Annotated in this window: 16 protein-coding genes; 8 read left to right on the forward strand and 8 right to left on the reverse strand. The window is 73.0% G+C overall.

Going from position 1 to position 24,552, the window contains the following annotated elements:
• The 8 genes from nusA (at window position 1) to M6G08_RS16495 (ending at window position 11,896) form a co-directional block, all read left to right on the forward strand.
• The gene (gene nusA / locus M6G08_RS16460) at window positions 1-1,011 is read left to right on the forward strand and encodes a transcription termination factor NusA (RefSeq protein WP_272587911.1); all 1,011 of its coding nucleotides are present in this window, start codon (window positions 1-3) and stop codon (window positions 1,009-1,011) included.
• A gap of 134 nt (window positions 1,012-1,145) precedes the next feature.
• The gene (locus tag M6G08_RS16465) at window positions 1,146-1,451 is read left to right on the forward strand and encodes a YlxR family protein (RefSeq protein WP_272587912.1); all 306 of its coding nucleotides are present in this window, start codon (window positions 1,146-1,148) and stop codon (window positions 1,449-1,451) included.
• A 161-nt stretch (window positions 1,452-1,612) separates the two neighbouring features.
• Complete coding sequence (gene infB, locus M6G08_RS16470) at window positions 1,613-4,660, forward strand: translation initiation factor IF-2 (RefSeq protein WP_272587914.1); 3,048 nt, start codon at window positions 1,613-1,615, stop codon at window positions 4,658-4,660.
• A 152-nt stretch (window positions 4,661-4,812) separates the two neighbouring features.
• Window positions 4,813-5,106 carry a DUF503 domain-containing protein gene (locus M6G08_RS16475; protein ID WP_217250894.1) on the forward strand — a complete coding sequence of 98 codons (294 nt, stop codon included), beginning with the start codon at window positions 4,813-4,815 and terminating at the stop codon, window positions 5,104-5,106.
• A 55-nt stretch (window positions 5,107-5,161) separates the two neighbouring features.
• Window positions 5,162-5,641: a 30S ribosome-binding factor RbfA gene (gene rbfA, locus M6G08_RS16480; protein WP_272587915.1), complete on the forward strand. Its 480-nt coding sequence runs from the start codon at window positions 5,162-5,164 to the stop codon at window positions 5,639-5,641.
• A complete protein-coding gene (gene truB, locus M6G08_RS16485; RefSeq protein ID WP_272587917.1) occupies window positions 5,638-6,543 on the forward strand; it encodes a tRNA pseudouridine(55) synthase TruB in 906 nt (301 codons plus the stop codon). The genes rbfA and truB overlap by 4 nt, the downstream gene beginning before the upstream one ends.
• A gap of 253 nt (window positions 6,544-6,796) precedes the next feature.
• Entirely contained in the window at window positions 6,797-10,822 is a 4,026-nt protein-coding gene (locus M6G08_RS16490) for a trypsin-like peptidase domain-containing protein (RefSeq protein ID WP_272587918.1), read from the forward strand.
• A gap of 117 nt (window positions 10,823-10,939) precedes the next feature.
• A complete protein-coding gene (locus tag M6G08_RS16495; RefSeq protein WP_272587919.1) occupies window positions 10,940-11,896 on the forward strand; it encodes a bifunctional riboflavin kinase/FAD synthetase in 957 nt (318 codons plus the stop codon).
• A 569-nt stretch (window positions 11,897-12,465) separates the two neighbouring features.
• Here the strand turns inward: M6G08_RS16495 and M6G08_RS16500 are convergent.
• The 8 genes from M6G08_RS16500 to eccE all read right to left on the reverse strand — a co-directional run bounded on the left by M6G08_RS16500 (window position 12,466) and on the right by eccE (window position 24,499).
• Window positions 12,466-13,521, reverse strand: coding sequence for an ABC transporter ATP-binding protein (locus tag M6G08_RS16500; RefSeq protein WP_272587920.1), 1,056 nt, complete (start codon window positions 13,519-13,521; stop codon window positions 12,466-12,468).
• Window positions 13,518-14,519, reverse strand: a complete 1,002-nt coding sequence (locus M6G08_RS16505; protein WP_272587921.1) for an ABC transporter ATP-binding protein — start codon at window positions 14,517-14,519, stop codon at window positions 13,518-13,520. Before M6G08_RS16505 ends, M6G08_RS16500 begins: the two co-directional genes overlap by 4 nt.
• Window positions 14,516-15,478, reverse strand: a complete 963-nt coding sequence (locus M6G08_RS16510) for an ABC transporter permease (protein WP_272587922.1) — start codon at window positions 15,476-15,478, stop codon at window positions 14,516-14,518. Before M6G08_RS16510 ends, M6G08_RS16505 begins: the two co-directional genes overlap by 4 nt.
• Window positions 15,475-16,521, reverse strand: a complete 1,047-nt coding sequence (locus M6G08_RS16515) for an ABC transporter permease (protein ID WP_272591355.1) — start codon at window positions 16,519-16,521, stop codon at window positions 15,475-15,477. Before M6G08_RS16515 ends, M6G08_RS16510 begins: the two co-directional genes overlap by 4 nt.
• Before the next feature lie 4 nt (window positions 16,522-16,525).
• Window positions 16,526-18,394 (reverse strand): ABC transporter substrate-binding protein, encoded by a 1,869-nt coding sequence (locus M6G08_RS16520; protein ID WP_272587923.1) that lies wholly within the window; start codon window positions 18,392-18,394, stop codon window positions 16,526-16,528.
• 411 nt (window positions 18,395-18,805) lie between these two features.
• Window positions 18,806-22,060 (reverse strand): SCO5717 family growth-regulating ATPase, encoded by a 3,255-nt coding sequence (locus tag M6G08_RS16525; RefSeq protein ID WP_272587924.1) that lies wholly within the window; start codon window positions 22,058-22,060, stop codon window positions 18,806-18,808.
• Window positions 22,061-22,373: 313 nt separating this feature from the next.
• Window positions 22,374-23,141 (reverse strand): hypothetical protein, encoded by a 768-nt coding sequence (locus M6G08_RS16530; RefSeq protein ID WP_272587925.1) that lies wholly within the window; start codon window positions 23,139-23,141, stop codon window positions 22,374-22,376.
• Window positions 23,141-24,499: a type VII secretion protein EccE gene (gene eccE / locus M6G08_RS16535; RefSeq protein ID WP_272587926.1), complete on the reverse strand. Its 1,359-nt coding sequence runs from the start codon at window positions 24,497-24,499 to the stop codon at window positions 23,141-23,143. Before eccE ends, M6G08_RS16530 begins: the two co-directional genes overlap by 1 nt.
• Window positions 24,500-24,552: the final 53 nt, after the last annotated feature.

Genomic DNA, 24,552 nt, shown 5'->3' on the forward strand with positions numbered 1-24,552 from the left:
GTGGACATCGACATGAGCGCCCTGCGGGGTCTGGTCCGGGAGAAGGAGATCTCCTTCGACCTGCTGGTCGAGGCGATCGAGTCGGCCCTCCTCATCGCCTACCACCGCACCGAGGGAAGCCGCCGGCACGCGCGCGTGGAGCTCAGCCGGGACACCGGACACGTGACCGTGTGGGCGAAGGAGGACCCCGACGACCTCGAGGAGGGCCAGGCGCCCCGCGAGTTCGACGACACCCCGTCCGACTTCGGCCGCATCGCCGCCACCACCGCCAAGCAGGTCATCCTGCAGCGGCTGCGCGACGCCGAGGACGACGCGACGCTCGGTGAGTACGCCGGCCGCGAGGGCGACATCGTCACCGGCGTGGTCCAGCAGGGCCGCGACCCGAAGAACGTGCTGGTCGACATCGGCAAGCTGGAGGCCATCCTGCCGGTGCAGGAGCAGGTGCCCGGCGAGACGTACCCGCACGGCACCCGCCTGCGCTCGTACGTCGTCCGCGTGGCCAAGGGCGTACGCGGCCCCTCCGTGACGCTCTCCCGCACCCACCCCAACCTGGTGAAGAAGCTCTTCGCCCTGGAGGTCCCGGAGATCGCCGACGGTTCGGTAGAGATCTCCGCGATCGCCCGCGAGGCCGGCCACCGCACCAAGATCGCCGTGCGCTCCACCCGCTCGGGCCTGAACGCCAAGGGCGCCTGCATCGGCCCCATGGGCGGCCGGGTGCGCAACGTCATGGGCGAGCTGAACGGTGAGAAGATCGACATCGTCGACTGGTCGGACGACCCGGCCGAGATGGTGGCGAACGCGCTCTCCCCGGCCCGCGTCTCCAAGGTGGAGGTCGTCGACCTGGCGGCCCGTTCCGCCCGGGTGATCGTGCCGGACTACCAGCTGTCGCTGGCCATCGGCAAGGAGGGCCAGAACGCCCGCCTCGCGGCCCGGCTGACCGGCTGGCGGATCGACATCCGGCCCGACACCGAGCAGCCCTCCGACCAGTCGCCCGGCGGGCACGGGGAGTAGGCCCGGGCCGTCCGGCGGGTACGGGGGAATAGATCCAAGCCGCACGGCGCTGAGATCACGACAGTCTTGTGTGCGGCACGTGTTCGATTCTTGCCCCAAAGGGGTGAGGTCGGTCCGGGGAGGTAGACTTAGGAGTGTCTGGCCGGACACGTACCCGAGCATGCCCCGAGCGCACCTGCGTGGGGTGCCGGGAGCGAGCGGTCAAGAGCGAGCTGCTGCGCACCGTGGCGGTCGAGGGCGAATGCGCCCCCGATCCACGCGGTACGCTGCCCGGCCGGGGTGCGTACGTGCACCCCGTACCGGTCTGTGTCGACCAGGCAGTGCGCCGCAAGGCGTTCCCGCGGGCGCTCCGCGTCCCGGGACCGCTCGACGTAAAGGCGTTGCGCCACTACGTCGAGCAGGCACAGGGTTGCAGCACGGCCGCCGAAGGCGGCACGTGAGCAATCTGGTAAGGAAGACGTGCCGCGCGGAACCCCGCGCGGTCTGGTACCTCGCGAGTCGAAAGCAGGTCGAGATTGCGATGAGCACTCGATGAGTACGCGATGAGTACGCCCATGAACTAGCGACGGTCCGGACGCAACCCGGACCTCAGAGGAGCGAAGTGGCTAAGGTCCGGGTCTACGAACTCGCCAAGGAGTTCGGTGTCGAGAGCAAGGTCGTCATGGCCAAGCTCCAGGAACTCGGTGAATTCGTCCGTTCGGCGTCTTCGACCATCGAAGCGCCCGTAGTACGCAAGCTGACAGACGCCTTCCAGCAGGGTGGCGGCAACGGCCGGTCCGCCGGTCGTCCCGCGGCCCCCAAGAAGGCTGCCCCCAGGCCGTCGGCGCCCTCCCCGGCGCAGGCGGCCCGCCCGGCCGCGCCCCGTCCGGGTCCGGCGGCTCCCAAGCCTCCGGCCGCCCAGCAGCCCGCGGCCCCGTCCGCCCCGACGCCGGGCCCGCGTCCGACGCCGGGCCCGAAGCCCCGCGCCCGCGCCGCGTCCGGCCCGGCCGCGCCGGAGTTCACCGCTCCGCCGGCGGCCCCGGCCGCTTCGTCCCAGCCTCCGGCCGGTCCGAAGCCCGGTGGCGCGCGTCCCGGCGCCCCCAAGCCCGGCGGCGCCCGTCCGTCCGGTCCGGGTCAGGACCGCGGCCAGCAGGGCGGCCAGGGCCGTCCCGGTGGCCAGCGTCCCGGCGCTCCGGGCCAGCGCCCCGGCGGCCGTCCCGGCGGTCCGCGCCCGGGCAACAACCCCTTCACCTCCGGCGGCAACGCCGGCATGGCGCGCCCGCAGGCGCCCCGCCCGCAGGGCGGCCCACGTCCGGGCGGTCCCGGTGCTCCCGGCGGCGGCCCGCGTCCGCAGGCTCCCGGCGGCCAGGGCGGCGGTCCCCGTCCCCAGGCTCCGGGCGGCAACCGCCCGACCCCGGGCTCGATGCCGCGCCCGCAGGGCGGCGGCCAGGGCGGTCCCCGTCCCGGCGGCCCGCGTCCGAACCCCGGCATGATGCCGCAGCGTCCGGCTGCCGGCCCGCGTCCCGGCCCCGGTGGCGGCGGTCGCGGTCCCGGCGGTGCCGGTCGTCCCGGCGGTGGCGGCCGTCCGGGCGGCGGCGGCTTCGCCGGCCGTCCCGGCGGTGGCGGCGGTCGTCCCGGTGGCGGCGGCGGTTTCGCCGGTCGTCCCGGTGGCGGCGGCTTCGGCGGCGGCGGTGGCCGTCCCGGCTTCGGCGGCCGTCCCGGCGGTCCCGGTGGCCGCGGTGGCACGCAGGGCGCCTTCGGTCGTCCCGGCGGTCCCGCGCGTCGCGGTCGCAAGTCGAAGCGGCAGAGGCGCCAGGAGTACGAGGCCATGCAGGCCCCGTCGGTCGGCGGCGTGATGCTGCCTCGCGGCAACGGCGAGACCATTCGCCTGTCGCGCGGTGCGTCACTCACCGACTTCGCGGAGAAGATCAACGCCAACCCGGCGTCGCTCGTCGCGGTCATGATGAACCTCGGCGAGATGGTCACCGCGACCCAGTCCGTCTCCGACGAGACGCTCCAGCTCCTCGCCGACGAGATGAACTACACGGTTCAGATCGTCAGCCCGGAGGAGGAGGACCGCGAGCTCCTCGAGTCCTTCGACCTGGAGTTCGGCGAGGACGAGGGCTCCGAGGAGGACCTGGTCGTCCGTCCGCCGGCCGTGACCGTCATGGGTCACGTCGACCACGGAAAGACCCGGCTGCTCGACGCCATCCGCAAGACGAACGTCATCGCGGGCGAGGCCGGCGGCATCACCCAGCACATCGGTGCCTACCAGGTCGCGACCGAGGTCAACGGTGAAGAGCGCAAGATCACCTTCATCGACACCCCGGGTCACGAGGCGTTCACCGCCATGCGTGCCCGCGGTGCCAAGTCGACCGACATCGCGATCCTGGTCGTCGCGGCCAACGACGGCGTCATGCCGCAGACGGTCGAGGCGCTGAACCACGCCAAGGCGGCGGAGGTCCCGATCGTCGTCGCGGTCAACAAGATCGACGTCGAGGGTGCCGACCCGACCAAGGTGCGCGGTCAGCTGACCGAGTACGGCCTGGTGGCCGAGGAGTACGGCGGCGACACCATGTTCGTCGACATCTCCGCCAAGCAGGGGGAGAACATCGACTCCCTGCTGGAGGCCGTGGTCCTCACCGCGGACGCCTCGCTCGACCTGCGGGCCAACCCGAACCAGGACGCGCAGGGCATCTCGATCGAGTCCCGTCTCGACCGCGGCCGCGGTGCCGTGGCGACGGTCCTCGTCCAGCGAGGCACCCTGCGGGTCGGCGACACGATGGTGGTGGGCGACGCCTACGGCCGCGTCCGCGCCATGCTCGACGACAACGGCAACAACGTCGCCGAGGCCGGTCCGTCGACGCCGGTCCAGGTCCTGGGCCTGACCAACGTCCCGGGCGCCGGTGACAACTTCATCGTGGTCGACGAGGACCGTACGGCCCGCCAGATCGCGGAGAAGCGCGCCGCCCGCGAGCGCAACGCCGCGTTCGCCAAGCGCACGCGCCGCGTGTCGCTGGAGGACCTGGACAAGGTGCTGAAGGCCGGCGAGGTCCAGCAGCTGAACCTGATCATCAAGGGCGACGCGTCCGGATCGGTCGAGGCGCTGGAATCCTCCCTGCTCCAGCTGGACGTCGGCGAAGAGGTCGACATCCGCGTCCTGCACCGCGGCGTCGGTGCGGTCACGGAGTCCGACATCGACCTGGCGATGGGCTCCGACGCCATCGTGATCGGCTTCAACGTGCGCGCCGCCGGGCGGGCACAGCAGATGGCCGAGCGCGAGGGTGTGGACGTCCGGTACTACTCGGTCATCTACCAGGCGATCGAGGAGATCGAGGCGGCCCTCAAGGGCATGCTCAAGCCGGAGTACGAAGAGGTCGAGCTCGGTACGGCGGAGATCCGCGAGGTCTTCCGCTCGTCCAAGCTGGGCAACATCGCGGGTGTCCTCATCCGCTCCGGCGAGGTCAAGCGCAACACCAAGGCGCGCCTCCTGCGCGATGGCAAGGTCATCGCGGAGAACCTCAACATCGAGGGTCTGCGTCGCTTCAAGGACGACGTCACCGAGATCCGCGAAGGCTTCGAGGGCGGTATCAACCTCGGAAACTTCAACGACATCAAGGTCGACGACGTCATCGCGACGTACGAGATGCGCGAGAAGCCGCGGGTGTAACATCCCCGACTTCGAAGACGGTGCGGTCCGGGGCCGGTCGGCGGAGAGCAATATCCGTCGATCGGCCCCGGCCGTTCGTTGTACGGTTCTGATGTCCCCGCCCGTGGATGGCGGGGCCATCGATCCCGGACCGGCGGGTGAACCGGTTGCACATGTATGTGGGGACGCTGTCCTTCGACCTTCTCCTCGGCGACGTACATTCGCTGAAGGAGAAGCGCTCCGTCGTCCGTCCGATCGTCGCCGAACTCCAGCGGAAGTACGCGGTGAGCGCGGCGGAGGTGGATCACATGAACCTCCATCGCCGGGCCGTCATCGGCCTGGCCATGGTGTCCGGCGACGCCGGGCACCTGGGAGACGTACTCGACCGGTGCGAACGGCTGGTGGCCGGCCGGCCCGAGGTGGAACTGCTGTCCGTGAGACGGCGCTTCCACGGCGAAGACGACTGACCGCGAACACGACAGACCCACGAAACACAGAGAAGAAAGAACGGGAGACGGACCAGTGGCCGACAACGCGCGGGCGAAAAGGCTGGCGGACCTCATCCGAGAGGTGGTGGCCCAGAAGCTGCAGCGCGGGATCAAGGACCCGCGGCTCGGCTCGCACGTCACCATCACGGACACCCGGGTCACGGGTGACCTGCGGGAGGCGACCGTCTTCTACACGGTGTACGGGGACGACGAGGAGCGGGCGGCCGCCGCCGCGGGCCTGGAGAGCGCCAAGGGCATCCTGCGCTCCGAGGTCGGCAAGGCGGCGGGCGTGAAGTTCACGCCGACCCTGGCCTTCGTCATGGACGCCCTCCCGGACACCGCCCGGAACATCGAGGACCTCCTCGACAAGGCACGCCAGTCCGACGCCAAGGTGCGCGAGTCCTCCGCGGGCGCCGCGTACGCCGGCGAGGCGGACCCGTACCGCAAGCCGGGCGAGTCCGAAGACGAGGCCGCCGAGGCCGCGGCCGACGAGACGGACGACACCGCTAAATGACCGAGAAGCACACCACGCCCGACGGCCTCGTCATCGTCGACAAGCCGTCGGGCTTCACCTCGCACGACGTCGTCGCCAAGATGCGGGGCATCGCCCGCACCCGGCGCGTCGGGCACGCCGGCACGCTCGACCCGATGGCGACGGGTGTCCTGGTCCTCGGTGTGGAGCGCGCGACCAAGCTCCTCGGGCACCTCGCCCTCACCGAGAAGGAGTACCTGGGCACCGTCAGGCTCGGGCAGACGACGCTCACCGACGACGCCGAGGGCGAGATCACGGGGTCGCGGGACGCCTCGAAGGTCACCCGGGACGCCGTCGACGCGGCCGTCGCCAAGCTCACCGGCGACATCATGCAGGTGCCGTCCAAGGTGAGCGCCATCAAGATCAAGGGCGTGCGCTCCTACAAGCGGGCGCGCGAGGGCGAGGAGTTCGAGATCCCCGCCCGACCCGTCACCGTCTCCTCCTTCGCGGTGTACGACGTCCGGGACGCCGTCGCCGAGGACGGCACCCCGGTGCTGGACCTGGTGGTCTCGGTGGTCTGCTCCTCCGGCACCTACATCCGCGCCCTGGCCCGGGACCTCGGTGCCGACCTCGGCGTCGGCGGCCACCTCACCGCGCTGCGCCGTACCCGCGTCGGCCCCTACAAGCTGGACACGGCGAAGACCCTGGACCAGCTCCAGGAGGAGCTGACCGTCATGCCGGTCGCGGACGCGGCCCGCGCCGCCTTCCCGCAGTGGAAGGTGGACACCAGGCGCGCCCGGCTCCTCCTCAACGGCGTACGGCTGGAGATGCCCGACGAGTACGCGGGCGCCGGTGCCGTCGCCGTCTTCGACCAGGAGGGCCGCTTCCTCGCCCTCGTGGAGGAACAGAAGGGCAAGGCCAAGAGCCTGGCCGTCTTCGGCTGAACGGCCCGACCACGGGCTCCGTCCGTGGAGCGGCGACCACGGGACTTCCACCGCCGCCGCTCCACGGCCCCCCTCGGTTCCCCCACCCCCCAGGGTGTATCCAACCCACCCCGTCCGTTCACCCGTCCGGGCAGGCGCTCGGAGTGAACCGGGGGTGTGGAAGGGGGCGCGTTGACGACGCGCCCTGTCCCGCTGATCATCACGCGCCTACCGTCGAACACACAGCACGGGTGTACGGCGGGGAGGTGCGGCGATGGCGTCGCGTAACCGGTCCCGGGAGGCGGGGAGCGGCAGGGTGGCACGGCGGTCGGGGTACGAAGTCCGGGATCCGCACGCCGGGCCGCGGGCCCAGGACACAGACCCCGCGGAGTACGGGCCCGACGACGCCCTGGTCCGCGTCCACGACCTCGCCGGCCGTCCCCGCGGTACCGGGTTCGCGGCCGACCACCACGGCACGGTGATCACCAGCCACGAGGCCGTCGACGGTCTGTCCCGGCTCGTGCTGAGCGCCGTCGGCGGCCGCCGACGCGTCGTGGCCGCCGCCGACGTGACCCCGCTGCCCGCGCTCGGCCTGGCCCTCGTACGCGCTGAGGGCCTCGGCCTGCCCCCGCTGCCCGTCGGCACGCGTGGCAGGACCGAGGCCGGGACGTACGTCCGGATCGCCGCGGGCGGCTGGCGCGAGGCCCGGGTGCTGGGCACCACCGACGTCCACTACGCGGCCACCGACCGCTTCCACCTCCTCGCCGACGCGCTGGAGCTCGCGGTCGGCACCTCGGGGCGGGACGCCCTGCGGCTCGGGGGCGGCGCGGCCGGGGGGCCGGTCCTCGACCTCGCCACCGGCGCGGTCCTCGGGGTGCTCGGCACCGCCCTGAGCTCCGGCCACAGCGACATCGGCTTCGCCGTCCCGCTGCCGCACGCCCCCGGCCCCCTCGCCGGCCTCCTCGCCGAGAACGCGGCTACGGTCCCGGCCTACGGCGCCGACCTCAACCTGGCCGGGGTGCTCGCCCTCACGGCGGCCCAGGTGCGGCAGGACGGCCCGGACGACGGGGGCGCCGACCGGGTGGAACCGGTCGAACGCGCCGACGTGGTCCGGGAGTTCGCCGCCTTCACCGAGCCCCGAGGCCGGGCCCGTGTCCTCGGACTCGTCGGGGCCCCCGGCAGCGGCCGTACGACCGAGCTGGCCGCCCTCGCCGCCCGCCGCTCCCGGGACCCGGAGCCGGCGCCCACCCTGTGGCTGCGCGGCGCCGACCTGCACGACGACGACATGTCGGTGGCGGACGCCGCACGCAGAGCGCTGGGCCGAGCCGCCCGCGTCGTGGCCGCCGCCGACCGCTCCCGCCCCGCCGGCCTCGGCGACATCACCCCGGAGCGCCTGGCCCACCTCGCGCACACCGCCGGACGTCCGCTCCTGCTCCTCCTCGACGGCCCCGAGGAAATGCCGCCCATCCTGGCCCACCGCCTCCCCGAGTGGACCGAGGGCACGGCGGCATGGCTGACGGAGACGGAGGCACGGCTCGTGGTGGCCTGCCGGGCGGAGTACTGGGAGCGGGCGGGGGCGGAGTTCCCGCGGGCTCTGCTGCACGGGGAACGCGGGTGCGCGTCGGCCGGGCCGGTGCTCGGCGACGGGTGTTCCCGGCCGACCGTGACACCGGGGTCGTGCACCGGGCCGGACGGCGCCGACGCCGCCGACAGCGACGGCACGGCGTGGCGGGCGACGACGGCGGGGCTTACGTGCGGGGCGGAGTCTGCCGGGCCTTCCCGCGAAGCGGTGCCCCCCGGGCCTTCGGAAGAGGTGAGGCGCACCCGACTTCCGTACGGGGCGGGGCCCACCGAGCTTCCGTCCGACCTGGAGCCTGTTGGGCTTTCGGCCGGTTCGGGTCCTGTCGGGCTTTCGGCCGGTTCGGGTCCTGTCGGGCTTTCGTCCGGGGCGGGCCGCGGTGCGTTTTCGAGTGGGCCGGATTCCGCCGGGCCGTCGTCCGGCCAGGAGTCCGCCGGGCTCTCGGCCGGTTCAGGTCCCGCCGGATTCCCGCCCGCTTCACGTCCCGCCGGGCTCCCGTACGGGTCGGGCCCCGCCGGGCTTCCGGCCGGCACCGCCCCGCAGGCCCCCCACTCCGCGCCGGCGGGTACGGGGGCGCCGCCCTGCGTCCGCCTCGGTGACCTCTCGGACGAGGAGGCCCGTGAAGCGCGCGCACGCTACCGCGTACCGGAAGGCGCCCTCGACGGCGCGGACGCCCGGCACCCCCTCACCCTCCGCCTGCTCGCGGAGGTCCACGGGGCCCTGCCCACCGTGCCTCCCCCCGCCCGCGTCGACCGGGACGCCGTCTTCACGGCCTACCTGGACCTGGTCTGTCTGCGCGTCGCGACCCGGCTGGCCCGGGAGAACGCCCTGCACGGCACCGGCGTGCGCCGCCGCCTCGCGGCGAAGGTCTCCGGGCAGGTGCACGAGGCGGCCCGGCGCAGTCTCGGCCCCGGGCAGGGCGTGCTCGACCGGGAGTCGTTCGAGGCGGTGTTCCCGCGGGGACCGGCCCCGGCACGGCTGGGCGGCGGCACCGGCTGGGCGACGGCCGTGCTCGCCGAAGGCCTCTTCGCCCCCGCCGGCAACGGCTACCGCTTCGTCCACGAGGAACTCGCCGACTGGCTCCAGGGCACCCACCTCGACCTGGCGGAGGCCCTGCGCGCCCTCGTCCACCGCGGCGCCACCCCGCAGCACGCGCACGCCCGGCCCGTGCCGCACCACCGCATCGGCCCCGTCGTCGAAGCCGTGCTGCTCCTCGCCCGCCAGCACGGCATCCCCCAACTCGCCCTCACCCTCGAAGAGCTGGTGGGCGCCCTCGACGAGAACCCGCACTCCTGGTGGGCCGCCCGGCTGCTCACCGAGGTACTGACCCGAGTGCCCGACGCCACCCCGTACACGGACGTGCTGCGGCTGCTCGCCGACGGCATCGCGGAGCGGAGCGGCGAGGGACCCGCGGAGCAGGGAGAGTTCGGACCGGCCTTCTGGACCGTCCTGCGACTGCCGGAGGCCACCCGCCTGGACCTGCTGCGCCGCCTCGTCCTCGCCGACGGCCCCCCGCACGAACCCGGCCCCCGCCACCTCGACACCGCCGCCCGGCTGCTCGCCGCCGACCCCACGACCGTACAACCGCTCCTCGTCCGCTGGTTCGACGACGAACGGCCGCTGCCCGCGACCCCGCACGCCACCGTCGCCACGGCCGCGCAGGCGCTGCTGCACACCCACCGCCACCGCGGCCTGGACGCCCTCACCGACGCGCTCGCCGACAGCGCGCACCGGCGGGCCGACGAACTGCTCGCCGTACTGTCCGAGGAGGAGCCCTCCGCCCTCTGCCGGGCCGTCGAACGCTGGGCGCGCGACGAGCGGCCGGAGCGGCGGGCGCAGTCCGTCGCCCACGGCCTGCGCACCGCCCCGCACGCCCGCACCGGCGCCGACCGCACCCTGCTCCGCCACGCTGCCCTGCTCCTGCTCGCCGGTCCCCCCGACGAACGGCTGCACGGCGGCGCCCTCGCCCTGCTCGTCATGGACCCGGACAGCCGGGACCGCCATCTCGCGCGGGCCCTCGGCCGTTTCGCGGCGGCAGACCCGTATCTGCCGCCGAGCGCGGTGGCCGCCGCCCTGCCGACCCACCCGGAGCCCGTCCTCGACGCCTTCCGGGCCAGGCTGCGCGGACCCGACGCCGGGGAGGCGCTGCGCAGGCTCGCCGACGCCACCACACCCGCGCTGGCCCACCGGGTGGCCGTACTCGTCGGGGAGGCCGTCGCGGAGCGCCCCGAGACCGCCGGGCACGTGGCCGCCTACGTCGACCGGCGCCTCGACCACGACCCGGCGGCCCGCGCCGTGCTCCAGCCCCTGGTCACCGGCCTGCTGGACGCGGGACCCGAGCCGGTGCGGGCCGCACTCGCCGGAGTCCTCGCCGCCGACGGCACCTCGGCTCGCGGCCTGCTCCGCCACGAACTGCGCGAACACCTTCTGACCCACGAGCAGGACCCCGCCGTGCTCGACGCGCTGCTGCACGCGGCCGCCCGGTGCGGCGGCGACGGCCAGCGCGCCCTGGTCCACCGCACCGGCCGGCTCCTCGTGCGCACCCCGGACGGCGCCACCCGCTTCGACCAGGGCCTGGTCGACCTGGCCCGCCACCTGCCTGGCTTCGCCGGGCGCCTGACCGACTGGCTGGCCGACGCCCCCCAGGACTGGGCCGCCCTGGTCGGCCCCAGCGCCCGCCGCACCATCGAGGGCCTGGCGGGCGCACGGGTCCCGGCGTGAAGCGTGCACCCGGTCACAGCGCCCATGCCGATGCGGGCGCGGGACGGACGGCATGGCACTCTTAGAGCTGCGTAAGAGGCATCGACTCCGACGAGTTTGCGACAAGGAGCAGACACAGTGCAGCGCTGGCGTGGCTTGGAGGACATCCCCGAGGACTGGGGGCGCAGCGTCGTCACCATCGGCTCCTACGACGGTGTCCACCGAGGGCACCAGCTGATCATCAAGCACGCCGTCGACCGCGCCCGCGAGATGGGCGTCCCCGCAGTCGTCGTCACCTTCGACCCGCACCCCAGCGAGGTCGTCCGCCCCGGCAGCCACCCGCCGCTGCTCGCTCCGCACCACCGCCGCGCCGAACTGATGGCGGAGCTGGGCGTGGACGCCGTGCTGATCCTCCCCTTCACCACCGAGTTCTCGAAGCTGTCCGCCGCCGACTTCGTGGTCAAGGTCCTGGTCGACAGGCTGCGCGCCAAGGCGGTCGTGGAGGGACCCAACTTCCGCTTCGGCCACAAGGCCGCGGGGAACGCCGACTTCCTCACCGAGCAGGGCAAGGTGTACGACTTCGAGGTCGAGGTCGTCGACCTGTACGTGACCGGTGAGGCGGGCGGCGGTGAGCCGTTCTCCTCCACCCTGACCCGCCGCCTGGTCGCCGAGGGCGACGTCGGGGGCGCCGCGGAGATCCTGGGCCGGCCGCACCGAGTCGAGGGCGTCGTCGTCCGGGGCGCCCAGCGCGGCCGTGAGCTGGGCTTCCCCACGGCCAACGTCGAGACCCTCCCGCACACCGCCATCCCGGCCGACGGCGTCTACGCCGGCTGGCTGAACGCCCAGGGCGAGGTGATGCCGGCCGCGATCTCCGTCGGCACCAACCCGCAGTTCGAGGGCACCGAGCGCACGGTGGAGGCGTACGCGATCGACCGTGTGGGCCTCGACCTGTACGGGCTGCACGTCGCCGTCGACTTCCTGGCCTTCGTACGGGGGCAGGCGAAGTTCGACACGCTGGACGCGCTGCTGGACCAGATGGGCGAGGACGTCGAGAAGTGCCGCGAGATCATCACGGCACACGCCGACCGTCACTGACGACTTGGCCGGTGGCCCCGTCGGCCCGGGTTGACCACCGGTCTGCTTCCGCGCGGCCCCGTCCCGGCCCGGCCCCGGTGCGGGCACCCCGCCGACGCGCCGCCCCGCACCGAGGCCCACGCCTCGCGGCGGCCACTCCACGCCGCACCGCGTGACCGGTCGCAGCCGGTCTGCTGCGACTGGGTCGTGCACGGCTGTTCTCGGTGGTGGGTCGGTCCGTCATGGTGGCGTGTGCGCTCGGTATCGGTCGTGGCTGGTTTGCGGCGACTGGGTCGTGCACGGCTGTTCTCGGTGGTGGGTCGGTCCGTCATGGTGGCGTGTGCGCTCGGTATCGGTCGTGGCTGGTTTGCGGCGACTGGGTCGTGCACGGCTGTCATCGGTCGTGGGCCTGCCCGTCACGGACGCGTGTGCGCCCGCCACCGGCCGTCAGGCTTGCCCGCCATGTTCGCCCGCCACGGCACGGGCCAGCCCGGCCCGTGCCGGAGACGAGCCCCAAGCCGTCCGCCACGGACGTGCGCCCGCTCGTCACCAGCCACCCGTCGGCTCGGCTCCGTCAGCCCGGCTTTCCCTCAGCCCGGTTCCACAGCCGCTTCGCCCCCGGACCCGTCCCCGGTCCCACCCCCGGCGGTCGTCGCCCCGACCGCCCGGGCCCGCGCCCAGTGGCAGGCCACCTGGGACTCGCCATCCCCGTGCAGGATCTCCAGGTTCCGGTTCCGGCAGGCGTCCGCGACACCGGCGCGTGCCGCCTCGCCCCCGGCCAGGACCTGGCAGCGGACGTGGAAACGGCAGCCGGTGGGGATGTGCGCCGGGTCGGGCGGTTCGCCGGTCAGGACCACGGGACGGCCCGGCGCCTCCGGCAGGACGGACAGCAGGGCCTGGGTGTAAGGATGCCGGGGCGCCGTCAGCACCTGCTCCACCGCACCCGTCTCGACGATGCGACCGAGGTACATCACCGCGACCCGGTCGGCGATGTTCCACGCCAGACCCAGATCGTGGGTCACCACCAGCGCGGACAGGCCCAACTCGGTACGCAGCCGCAGCAGCAGCGCCAGGATCTCCCCGCGCACCGACGCGTCGAGGGACGCCACCGGCTCGTCGGCGACCAGGAACTCCGGCTCCAGGACCAGCGCGCCCGCGATGACGACGCGCTGGCGCTGGCCCCCGGACAGCTCGTGCGGGTAGCGCAGGAAGAAGCGCTCCGGTGGACGCAGCCCGGCACGGGCCAGCGCCTCGGCCACCGCCGTCCGCTCGTCCCCGGCCTGGCGGTGGACGCGCAGGCCCTCGGCGACGATGTCGTACACCGTGTGCCGGGGGTTCAGCGAGCCGCTCGGGTCCTGGAGGACCAGCTGCGCCCGCTTGCGGTACGCCTTCAGCGCGCGGGCGGAGTGTTCGAGCGGCGCGCCGTCGAAGGTGACGCGGCCCTCGGTCGGCCGGACCAGGCCGAGCAGGCTCCGGGCGAGTGTCGTCTTCCCGCAGCCCGACTCGCCGACCAGCGCGACGATCTCGCCCCGCCGGACGTCGAGGTCGACCCCGTCCACGGCTCGGGCGGACGGTCCGCCGCCCCGGCCGGGAAAGGCGACGTGCAGTCCCTGGACGCTCAGCAGTTCGGGCGTGGTGCCGGTCATGAAGTGCTGCTCCTCACTCCCTCGTCCCGCGTCGGCGGAGTGCCGGCGCCGGAACCCACGTGGACGCAGGCCGCCCGCCGGTCCGTCCCCGCCTCCCGCAGCCACGGGTCGTCCGTGGCGCAGACGTCCAGCGCCACCGGGCACCTCGGATGGAACGCGCATCCCGACGGCACCGCCGCCGGGTCGGGCGGGTCACCGGGCAGCCCGCGCGGCGCGAACCGCGAGCCCGGGTCCCCGATCCTCGGGAAGGCCGCCGACAGCGCCCGGCCGTAGGGGTGCAGGGCGTCCTCGTAGACCTGCCGGGCCGGGCCCTCCTCCACCACCCGTCCCGCGTACATCACCGCGAGCCGGTCGCAGGTGTCGGCCAGCACGGCGAGGTCGTGGCTGATCATGATGAGGCCGACGTCCTGCTCGCCCACCAGGTTTTCGATCAGCCGCAGGATCTGCGCCTGGATCATCACGTCGAGCGCAGTGGTGGGCTCGTCGGCGATGATCAGACGAGGGTCACAGGCCAGGGCCATCGCGATCATCACGCGCTGCCGCTGTCCGCCGGACAGCTCGTGCGGGTAGGCGCGCGCCCGCGCCGTCGGCAGGCCGACCTGCTCCAGCAGCTCCCCGGCCCGCTTCCGCGCACCGGCCGGCGTGGCCCTGCGGTGCAGCAGGACGGGCTCGGCGATCTGGTCCCCGATGCGGTGCACGGCGTTCAGCGAGTGCATGGCGCCCTGGAAGACGATCGAGGCCCCCGCCCAGCGCACCGCCCGGACCCGGCCCCACTTCATCGTCAGTACGTCCTCGCCGTCCAGCAGGATCTCCCCGCCGACCCGGGCCCCGGTCGGCAGCAGCCGCAGCAGCGCCAGCGCCAGGGTGGACTTGCCGCAGCCGGACTCGCCCGCGACGCCGAGCTTCTCGCCGGCCGCCAGGGTCAGGCCGGCCCCGCGCACGGCCGCCACACCCCCGGGATACGTCACCTTCAGGTCGCGTACCTCGAGCAGAGTCAACGGGACACCCCCAGCCTGGGATTGAGCACGGCCTCCACCGCACGTCCGCACAGCGTGAACGCCAGCGCCACGGCCGCGATCCCGACGCCCGGCGGCACCAGGTACCACCAGTCGCCCGAACTCACCGACCCGGCCTCCCGCGCGTCCTGAAGCAGCCCGCCCCAGGACACGACCGTCGGATCACCGAGCCCCAGGAAGGCCAGGGTCGCCTCGGCCAGGATGGCGGAGGAGATGATCAGGGTCGTCTGGGCGAGGACCAGCGGCATCACGTTGGGCAGCACGTGCCGGGACATGATGTGCCAGTGCCCGCCCCCGAGCGCCTTCGCGCGTTCGATGTACGGCCGGGACTCCACCGCCAGCGTCTGCGCCCGCACCAGCCGGGCCGTGGTCGGCCAGGTGGTCACCCCGATCGCCAGCACGATCGTGCCGAGCGAACGGGACAGGACCGTCGCCAGCACGATGGCGAGCACCAGCGTCGGCATCACCAGGAACCAGTCCGTGATCCGCATCGTCACCGTGGCGTACCAGCCGCGGAAGTGCCCGGCCGTGATCCCGATGAGCGCACCGATCGTCACGGACAGCGCGGCGGCCAGCAGCCCGACCAGCAGGGAGACGCGGGAGCCCCAGACCAGCAGGCCCAGCAGGCTCCGTCCGAACTGGTCGGTGCCCAGCGGGAACCGCCCGCTCGGGCTCTCCAGCGGCTGCCCGGGCGCGTTGGTCACGCTCTCCACGTCGGAACCGACGGTCAGCGGCGCGGTCAGCGCGACGAGCACGAACAACGACAGCGCCGCCAGCCCGAACACGCCCGCGCGGTGCCTGCGGTACTCCCGCCAGAAACGTGCGGCGGATGCCCGGCGTCGCCGCCACGCGAGCGCACGCGAACCGGACGCCGCCTCGGGAGCCCCAGGTGTCTCGGCCGTCTCGATCGTCTCTGCTGTCTCGGCCTTCTCGGCGGTCATCGGCCCACCCTCGGATCGAACAGCGGATACAGCAGATCGGCCATGGTGTTCATCAGGATCACCGCCGCGGCGAAGACGAAGAACAGCCCCTGCACGAGCGGCAGATCGGGCACGCTGAGCGCCTGGTAGAACAGCCCGCCCAGCCCCGGCCAGGAGAAGACCGTCTCGACGAGGATGACACCGGCCACCGTCCGGCCGAGATTGACGAAGACCAGCGTCACGGTCGGCAGCAGCGCGTTCGGCACGGCGTGCCGGCGCCGTACGAGATCGTCCCGCAGGCCCTTGGCCCGCGCGGTCGTCAGATAGTCGCCGCCCATCTCGTCCAGCAACGCCGACCGTGTGACCAGCAGTGTCTGCCCGTACTCCACCGCGACCAGCGTCAGTACCGGCAGCACGAGGTGGTGCGCGACATCGACGACGTAGGCGAAACCCTCCTCGCCGCCTCCCGATTCCATGCCCCCGGTCGGGAACAGGCCCGGGAGCGGGTCCACCCCCACCGACAGGACGATGATCAGCAGCAGCCCCAGCCAGAAGGACGGAACGGAGTACAGCGTCAGCGCCAGCCCGGTGTTCAGCCGGTCGCCGAGCCGGCCGTGCCGCCACGCCGAGCGGGTGCCGAGGAACGCGCCCAGCGCGGTGTACAGCACGAAGGCCGTACCGGTGAGGAGCAGCGTGTTCGGCAGCGCCTCGGTGATCTTGTCGACGACGGGCGCGCGGAACTGGTACGACGTGCCCAGATCCCCGGTCAGCGCTTTGCCGCAGTACTCCGTGAACTGCCGCCACAGCGGCAGGTCGAGCCCGAACTCCCGGCGGTAGGCGGCGATCTGGTCGGCCGAGACCGGACGGCCGCCGGTCATGAACTTCACCGGGTCGCCGGGGATCATCCGGAAGAGGAAGAAGCTGGTGACCAGGACGGCGAACAGGGAGACGACGGCTCCGGCCAGCTTGCCCGCCACGTACCTCGGGTACGCGCGGCGCGCACGGAACGGGCGGCCGGTGGCGTCACCGCCGGCCGGTACCGGGGCGGCCGGCGGCGGCGCCACCACCTCACTCACGTTCGTCCGCCGAAGCCCGGCGGCGGAGGGCGAAGAACACCACGAGCCCGGCCAGGACGGCCCCGCCCGCGACGGCCCCGATCACGACCCCGGTCGACGACGAGCCGCCGGAGGAGTCGCCGGACTCCGCGGGGACGGCCGACCACCAGCTCCAGTAGCCGTCCTGCCCGTAGATGTTGCCCGCCGCGGACGGCATGGTGGTGATCGACTCGATGTGGTCCGTGCGGTAGGCCTCGACCGCGTTCGGGTAGGCCATGACGTTCATGTACCCCAGGTCGTACAGCCGGGACTGCATCTGCTTGACGATCTGAGCCCGCTTGCCGGCGTCGTACTCGCCGAGCTGCCGCGCGTACAGCTCGTCGTACTTCTCGTCGCAGATGAAGTTGTCGGTGGCCCCGGTGTCCTTCGGCGTCGCCGGCAGCGCCGCGCAGGTGTGGATGGAGAGGACGAAGTCCGGGTCGGGGTTGACGGACCAGCCGTCGAAGGCGAGGTCGTACTCCCCGGCCAGCCATGGGTCGGTCACGTTGTCCCGGCAGTCCAGGGTCATCGAGATGCCCAGCTCGCCCCACCACTCCTGGAGGTACTTGCCGACCGCCTTGTCGTTCGGGTCGGTGGCGTGGCACAGGACGCGGTAGTTCAGCGGCTCGCCGTCCTTGCCGACCCGCTTGCCGTCGGCGTTCTTCCGGTAGCCCGCCTCGTCGAGCAGCCGCGCCGCCTGTGCCGGGTCGTAGGCCAGTTCCCGCTCGGCCGACGGCTCGAAGAAGTACTGCGAGAAGCGCGGTGGGATGTAGCCCTCGCCCTTGACCGCGTGGCCCTGGAACACCTTGTCGACGATCGCCTCGCGGTCCACCGCCAGGAACAGTGCGTGCCGCACCCGCTGGTCCAGCAGCGACGGGTGGCCGTCACCGATCTTCGTACCGTCCTTGGCACGGGCGCCCGGGTTGGTGGCGAGGGCGTAGAAGCGGCGGCCGGGGGCGTCGTTGACGTGGATGTTCTCGTCCTCCTTGAGGGAGGCGGCCTGGGCGGGCGTCAGCGACGGCGAGCCGGCGACGAAGGACACCTCGCCCTTGCGCAGCGCGGCGACGGCGGCGTCCTGGTCCTTGTAGTACCGGAACACCAGCTCGTCGAACTTCGGCGCGCCCCGCCAGAAGGCCTTGTTCGCCTCCAGCCGGACGTAGCTGTCCGGCTTGTAATCGGTGAGGACGAAGGGCCCGTTCCCGACGACCGGGAAGGTGTCGTCGTTGTTGAACTTCGAGAAGTCCCCGACCTTCTCCCACACGTGCTTGGGCACGATCGGCACGTCCAGCGCGGTCATCGTCGCCTGCGGCTTCTTCAGCCGGATCACCAGCTGGGTCGGGCTGGGCGCGGTGACCTGCTCGAAGTTGGCGACGAAGCTGCCGTTGGCGGTGGCGGCACCGTCGTCCGTCATCATCTTGTTGAACGTCCACGCCGCGTCCTCGGCGGTGGCCTGTTCCCCGTCCGACCACCTGGAGTCGGAGCGGATCGTGTACGTCCAGGTCAGCTTGTCCGGCGACGACTTCCACTCGGTGGCCAGGCCCGGGATGACGTGGTTGTCCTCCGGGTCGTAGTTCGTCAGGTACTCGTACGTCAGCCGGTGGATGCTGGTGCTGAGCAGCCGCACCGCCAGGAAGGGACTGAGCGAGTCGACACTCTGCGCCACGGCGACGGTGAGGACCTTCTTCTGCCCCTGGTCACCGTCCGCGGCCCGCGCCGTCGAGGCCGCCGGGGAGACGGCCCCCGCCACGAGGAGGAGCGCCGCGGCGCCCGCGGCGGCGAGCAGCCGTGCCCTCCCGGGACGGGGTCCGGTACGTCCACTGCCATGCTGATCGTGTGTGCTCATGACTCCCTGACCTCACGTCATCGCACGCGGGAGACGCCGTGCGCCCCCGCGTGAGGCGGGCTTGAACAGGTGTGAACAGTTGTGAACAGGTCGGAGCGAACTGCGAATGGCTGGATCGTGCTCGATCGGGTGGCGCCTGCGGAATGAAGTGAGTGTCTATCAGCGGCAGTCTGCACGCGTCAACGGTCCGTCAAACCCCATGTGGCCTGCGGAAACGAGGAGTTGACCGAAGGATCACTCTCATTGGCGCAGACCTCTGGTGCCTCCCTGGTGAGAGCGTGACGGCCGAGTCCCACCGGTTCTGCCTGCGAATGCCGTGAACGCTGCGAACGCTGCGAACGCCGCGCATGCCGCGCACGCGCGAACGCCCGCGACGTCGGATGACGAGGCGGGCGTTCGGGGCGGGTGGGACTACTGCGGCGGCGGCGGAGGCGTCTGCCCCGGCTGCGGATACCCGTAACCGGGCTGCTGCGGGTACGGCTGCCCGGGGTAGGGCTGTCCCGGGTGGTGCTGTCCGGGCTGCTGAGGATACGGCTGTCCGGGCTGGGCGTACGGGCCCGGCTGGCCGGGCGCGCCGGGCTGGCCCGGCACGGGGCCCGGCGTGGGCTGCTGGCCGGGCACGGCCTGCTGGCCTGGCACCGGAGGCTGGGCCTGGTGCTGGGGCTGTCCCGGATGGTGCTGGCCCGGCATGGGCGGGGCGGCGACCGGAGGCGGGTTGCCGTCGGACGTCCACAGCCCGTGCATCTGCTGGTGGCGAACGAAGTCCTCGGCGACCATCGCCGCCAGGTTGAAGTACGCCTCCCGAACCTTCGGTCGCATCATGTCGAGATCCACCTCGGCACCGGCGGCCAGATGCTCGTCGAACGGGACCACGACCACGCCCCGGCACCGCGTCTGGAAGTGCCCGACGATGTCGTCCACCTTGATCATTTTGCCGGTCTCACGGACACCCGAGATGACGGTGAGGGAACGGGACACGAGGTCGGCGTACCCGTGCGCGGAGAGCCAGTCCAGCGTCGTACTGGCACTGCTCGCACCGTCCACGGACGGCGTCGAGATGATGATGAGCTGGTCGGCGAGGTCGAGCACACCGCGCATGGCGCTGTAGAGGAGACCGGTGCCCGAGTCGGTGAGGATGATCGGGTACTGCTTGCCGAGCACGTCGATCGCGCGCCGGTAGTCCTCGTCGTTGAAGGTCGTGGACACGGCCGGGTCCACGTCGTTGGCGATGATCTCCAGCCCCGACGCGGACTGCGAGGTGAACCGCCGGATGTCCATGTACGAGTTGAGGTACGGGATCGCCTGGACGAGGTCGCGGATGGTCGCCCCGGTCTCGCGGCGCACACGGCGGCCGAGCGTACCGGCGTCCGGGTTGGCGTCGATCGCGAGGATCTTGTCCTGCCGCTCGGTGGCGAGCGTGGAGCCGAGGGCGGTGGTGGTGGTCGTCTTGCCGACGCCGCCCTTGAGGCTGATGACCGCGATGCGGTAGCAGGAGAGCACCGGCGTGCGGATCAGCTCCAGCTTCCGCTGCCGCTCGGCCTCCTCCTTCTTCCCGCCGAGCTTGAAGCGCGAGCCGCCAGCCGCCGGGCGGCTGCTCTTCGCCTTCTGCTTCTTGTTGTTGAGCAGCCGGTCCGACGACAGCTCCACGGCCGCCGTGTAACCGAGGGGCGCGGCACCCGGGTTGGTGGGCTGCCGCTGGTCGTGCTGCATGGGCTGCGGCCAGGCGGCGCCGAGGCGGGGGTCGGCGGGCTGCTGGGGGTGGGGCTGGTCCGGCTGTCCGGGCTGCGGCGCGGGCGCTGCCTGGTGCGGCTGCTGGGCGGCCGGGGCCGACGGGGTCTGTGCGGCCTGATCGGGCTGGGCCATGGGCTGACCCGGCTGGGCCATGGGCTGGGCCGGGTGGGCCATGGGCTGGGCCGGGTGGGCCATGGGCTGGGCCGTGGGGACCTGCGGAGTGAAGCCCTGCTGAGCGGCCTGCGGCGCGGCCGACGGGGGCTGCGCGGCACCGCCCTGCGGCTGTCCCTGCTGCGGCACGCCGGGCTGGGGCTGCGGCTCCTGCCCGTGCGGCGTGGGCGCCTGCGGGAAGCCGTAACCGGCCGCGGGGGCGGGAGCGCCGCCCGTCTGCTGGACCGGCGGCTGCGGTGCCACCGGAGCCGCGGCTTCCGGCTGCGGGAAGCCGTAGCCCTGCTGCGGCGCGGGCTGCGGGGGCGCCTGGTTCGGGAACGCGTGGTTCGGCGGCGTCGGCGCGGTGGCCGACGGGTTCCACGCGGCGGGCGCCGGCTGGGGCGCCTGCGGCTGGAACGGAGGCTGAGGCTGCTGCGCCGGAGCGGCGGGGGCGGGCTGCGACGCCGCGGGCCACTGGTTCGCCGGGGCCGGGGCGACGGGAGGGTACGACGGAGGCAGCGGCGGCACGGGAGCCTGCGCCGCGGGCGGGGCGTCGGCCGGGGTGGCGTCCGAGGGCGCGCTGTCGGCCGGGACGGCGTCCGTGGGCTCGGCGGCGGGCGTCACGGCGTCCGGCGTGGGCACTTTGGTGTCCTGTGGCTCAGGCACCGCGTCCTCGGGCTCATTGCCCGGAGCCGGAGCCGGAGCCGGAGCCGGAGCCACAGGCAGCGATTCGCCCGACTCGTCCGACTCGTCCCCGTCATCGGCCTTATCGGTCGTGTCCGACGGGTCGGCAGCGTCGGGCGCACCACTCTCGTCGAGTACGTCGTCCGGCTGGTCCGTGTCAGCGTCGGCGTCATCCGCCACCGAGAGACCCTCGTCGGCAGGGACCGGTACGTCGCCCCCGACGCCGGCTTCGGCTTCGTCGGTCTCCGACTCCGGCTGCTCCTCGTCCTGCGCGGCGTCGTCGGCCGCGGCACGCTCGGTGATCTCCCGCTTCAGGGCGGCGGCGGAGAAGCGCATGGTGGCGCCGCTCTCCAGGTCACCGTTGCCTGGCTCCTCCTCGGGCTCCGGCTCCTCGGCCGGCGGGGGAGCGGGTGCCTGGAGCTGGAACCCACCGGCCGGAAACGCCGGTACGGCAGCCGGAGAGGACGGGTCCGCGGCGGGCGCGGGGGTGGTCACGCCCTCCGGCTCGGACCGCACCTGCGACTCCGCCTCGGGCTCGCACTCCTCACGCCCCTGCGGCTGCTCGGGCGGCTGCGGCTCGAAGCCGCTCCCGACCGGCAGCTTGGGAACTCCGGCCGGCCCGTCGGCCGACGGCGCGGGCGGAGTGAAGGGCGCCCCCGGACCCGACGGCGCGGGCGGAGTGAAAGGCGCCCCCGGACCCGGCGGCGGAGGCGGCGTGAACGCGGTGCCCGGAGCGGGCGGCGGCGGGGTGAAGGGCGCCCCCGGCGAGGGAGCCGGAAAGGACGAGGGGCCGCTTGCCCCGGCAGCGTGCGGTGGGGGAGTCAGCCCCGGCAGCGGCGGAACCGGCCCGCGAGGAGCCGGTGGATCGGACGGAGCGGCGGCTCCGGAAGCCGAACCGGAACCGGCACCAGAACCCCCCGCAGTCCCCGCGCCTTGCCCCTGCCCCTGACCCGAGTCGCTGGAGGCGTTCTGCGTGTACCAGGCGGGCGGGGCGTAGTCGATGGTGAACTCGCCCGTCGTCTCGACTGCGGACTCCGTGTCGGGCTGGTCATCGCCGGGCGTCGCCCAGCCCCCGCGGTTCCCGTCCCGATCGCTGCTCACAGTTCCTCCTGGTGTGGTCGAGCCCCCCAAGCCGTGCTGGGGCGACCGTTTTCGTCGTCCGACGTTGTCCGAAGTGAAACGAGGTCGTCCGATCGTCGGCCCTCCCCGTACGACGCCGACGCCCCGTCCACGGGTTCTGGCGTCGCGCCGGACACCAGCCTAATCACGAGTAGCCCGACATCGTCAGGCCCCTTACCTCTGCACACTCCAGTGCCCGGGGTCACAGCTCCCGCAGAAGCCGCCGACTGCTACGACATAAACGGCGGAAACGGGCATGTCGACCTGTGTGTGGGTGTCAATCCGTACGCCGGCGTCAGTCCATCCGCCGAGGAGTGCCCAGGAGGCCGGTCTCCGTATCGGTCGGGTGCGTCATCACGTATTGACGGTCCTTCTCGGTGCACCAGAGGGTGACTCCGTCGGCCAGTGTCGGCAGCGCCTCGTACTCGTGTCGGGACAGGCCGGCCAGGCGTCCGACCTCGACCGATTCGTCCGGCGAAATGCGCTGGACGCCCACCAGGCGTGCCTGCCGCATCAACCGCGGAGCGACCGGACTCAGATAGGGAAGCAGGGTCAGCACCGACTGCCAGGGCGCCGAGACCACCCGTCCGCGCGGGGGGCGCATACCGCAGTCCCGGATGACCAGCACCGGCCCGGCAGCGGTGGCCCCCTGGGGAGGCACCCGGCCCACCTCATGCACGGTTATGCCGGCCTGGCCCCCTCCGACCGCCTGCACCACTTGACCCCAGTGCGCCGGCCGACCGGTCTCCACCACCACTCTCGCTCCGGTCGCCGCCACCCGCAGCGCCAGGACCTGCGCTGTCCACAGGCCCCCGATGAACAGGATGTCGAAGGGCGTCGGACGGTTGACCCCGAGCACTGCGGGCCGGCCCTCGCTGTCGACGCCCACCACGACACCGTCGTCCCCGATGGGCAGGGCGAGCGTGTCGATCTGGTCGCTGGATAGCGTGTGCCGCGGGTGGCGGGGCCCCAGCAGACCGAACCCGGTGCGCAGGCGCTCTCGCAGGTCCGTGACCGACTGGGACGCGGCCGACGCGGCGGCGGTTGGTGGCGTCGACACCATCAGTGAGCACCTCCGAGCGGCAACGTGGCGAGCATGCCGGGCAGTTGCTCGCGGTCCAGACGCACGATCCCGGCCCGAGCCTGACGCGCGACGTGTTCCAGGCCGCGCCGGGCGTCCGAGAGTTCGGTGCTGCTTCGACCGGTGACCCGCACGTGTCCAGTGAGCGTCACGTCCTGCGAGCCATTCGGGGCGAGCGTCAGGCTGAACGTGGTCGCAAGCGCGGGCACCGCGGTCAGCTGGGCCACCAACTGCGGCAACCCGGGCCCCTGGCCGCCGAGCTGGGGCCAGCGGCGCACCCAGTACGTGGTGTGGCGTCGGTTGTCGCACCGCCAGTTGCGGCCGGACTCCTCCGTACGCCGCCGGGCCTCACCCTGCCCGGTCTGGACGGTCACCACCGGGTTCGCGCACATCGAGGTGGCGAGGGCGGACGACAGCCCTTCCTCGGTCAACAGGTTCACCCGGAATCCGGCCCCTGTCAGGCGGCTGGAGAGGTGCTCCGCCGACCGCACCAGACATCTCTGTGCCCCCGCCAGCCTGCCACCACGCGCGGCCACCGCGTCCGGGCACAGCTCGGGGTCGAACTTCAGGGCGATCCACATGATGCGGACCGCGGGTGAAGCGATGTCGGACTGCAGTTGGGTGTAGTTGGTCACCACGACCGACTGCCGGGGCAGATGAGGCGCGGGTGCGGTCTGCGTGTGCAGTACCACCTGGGCCGACTCCAGGCGAATGTCGTCCACCTCGAGGACATCCCGGACCAGGGCGAGCGGGAGCGGCAGACTCGCTCGGTCGGCTCTGAGGGCACCGGCGTCGGCCTCCACCTGCAGCACGGCGGTGAGGAAGCTGCCATCGCCCACCATGCCCACCGGTTGCCGGTCACGTTCGTCCCGGTGGACGAAGCTGTACGTACGCAGGTTGGGTTCGCACTCCACGGCGGGGGCCAGGGTGGAGTCCACGCCCGGCGGCAGGAGAGTTCCGGGCGCTCTGCGCATGCGGGCCCGCAGGGCGAGATGGCTGCCCAGCCACTCGGGCAGGGAGCGCCCTCGCCGGCGCACGAGGGCGAGCAGCGCCAGGATGCCGGCCACCACACCCGCCGGCACCAGGGCGACGGGACCGATGAGCCAACCGCACACGACCAGCGCTCCGGCCGTTTCCAGCATCACCAGCCGTTGCAACGCGAATGAGCCACCGCGCCCCGAACGCGTCTGCAGGTGTGGAGTGGCAGAAGGCCGCGTGGTCGCGGCGTCGCGCACGGTCGCGGAACCGTGAGACGCCGCAGAACCGCCGGTGGTCGCCGCCGCGTCGGCCCGCCGCGCCGCGGATTGCGATCGCGACCGGGTTCGCGGTGCGGAAGCCATCACTGCAAAACCCCCGAACTATCCCGATAAACACCGCACTCAGCAGGCGGCAA

This window comes from Streptomyces sp. M92 (genome assembly GCF_028473745.1).
Lineage (GTDB): Bacteria > Actinomycetota > Actinomycetes > Streptomycetales > Streptomycetaceae > Streptomyces.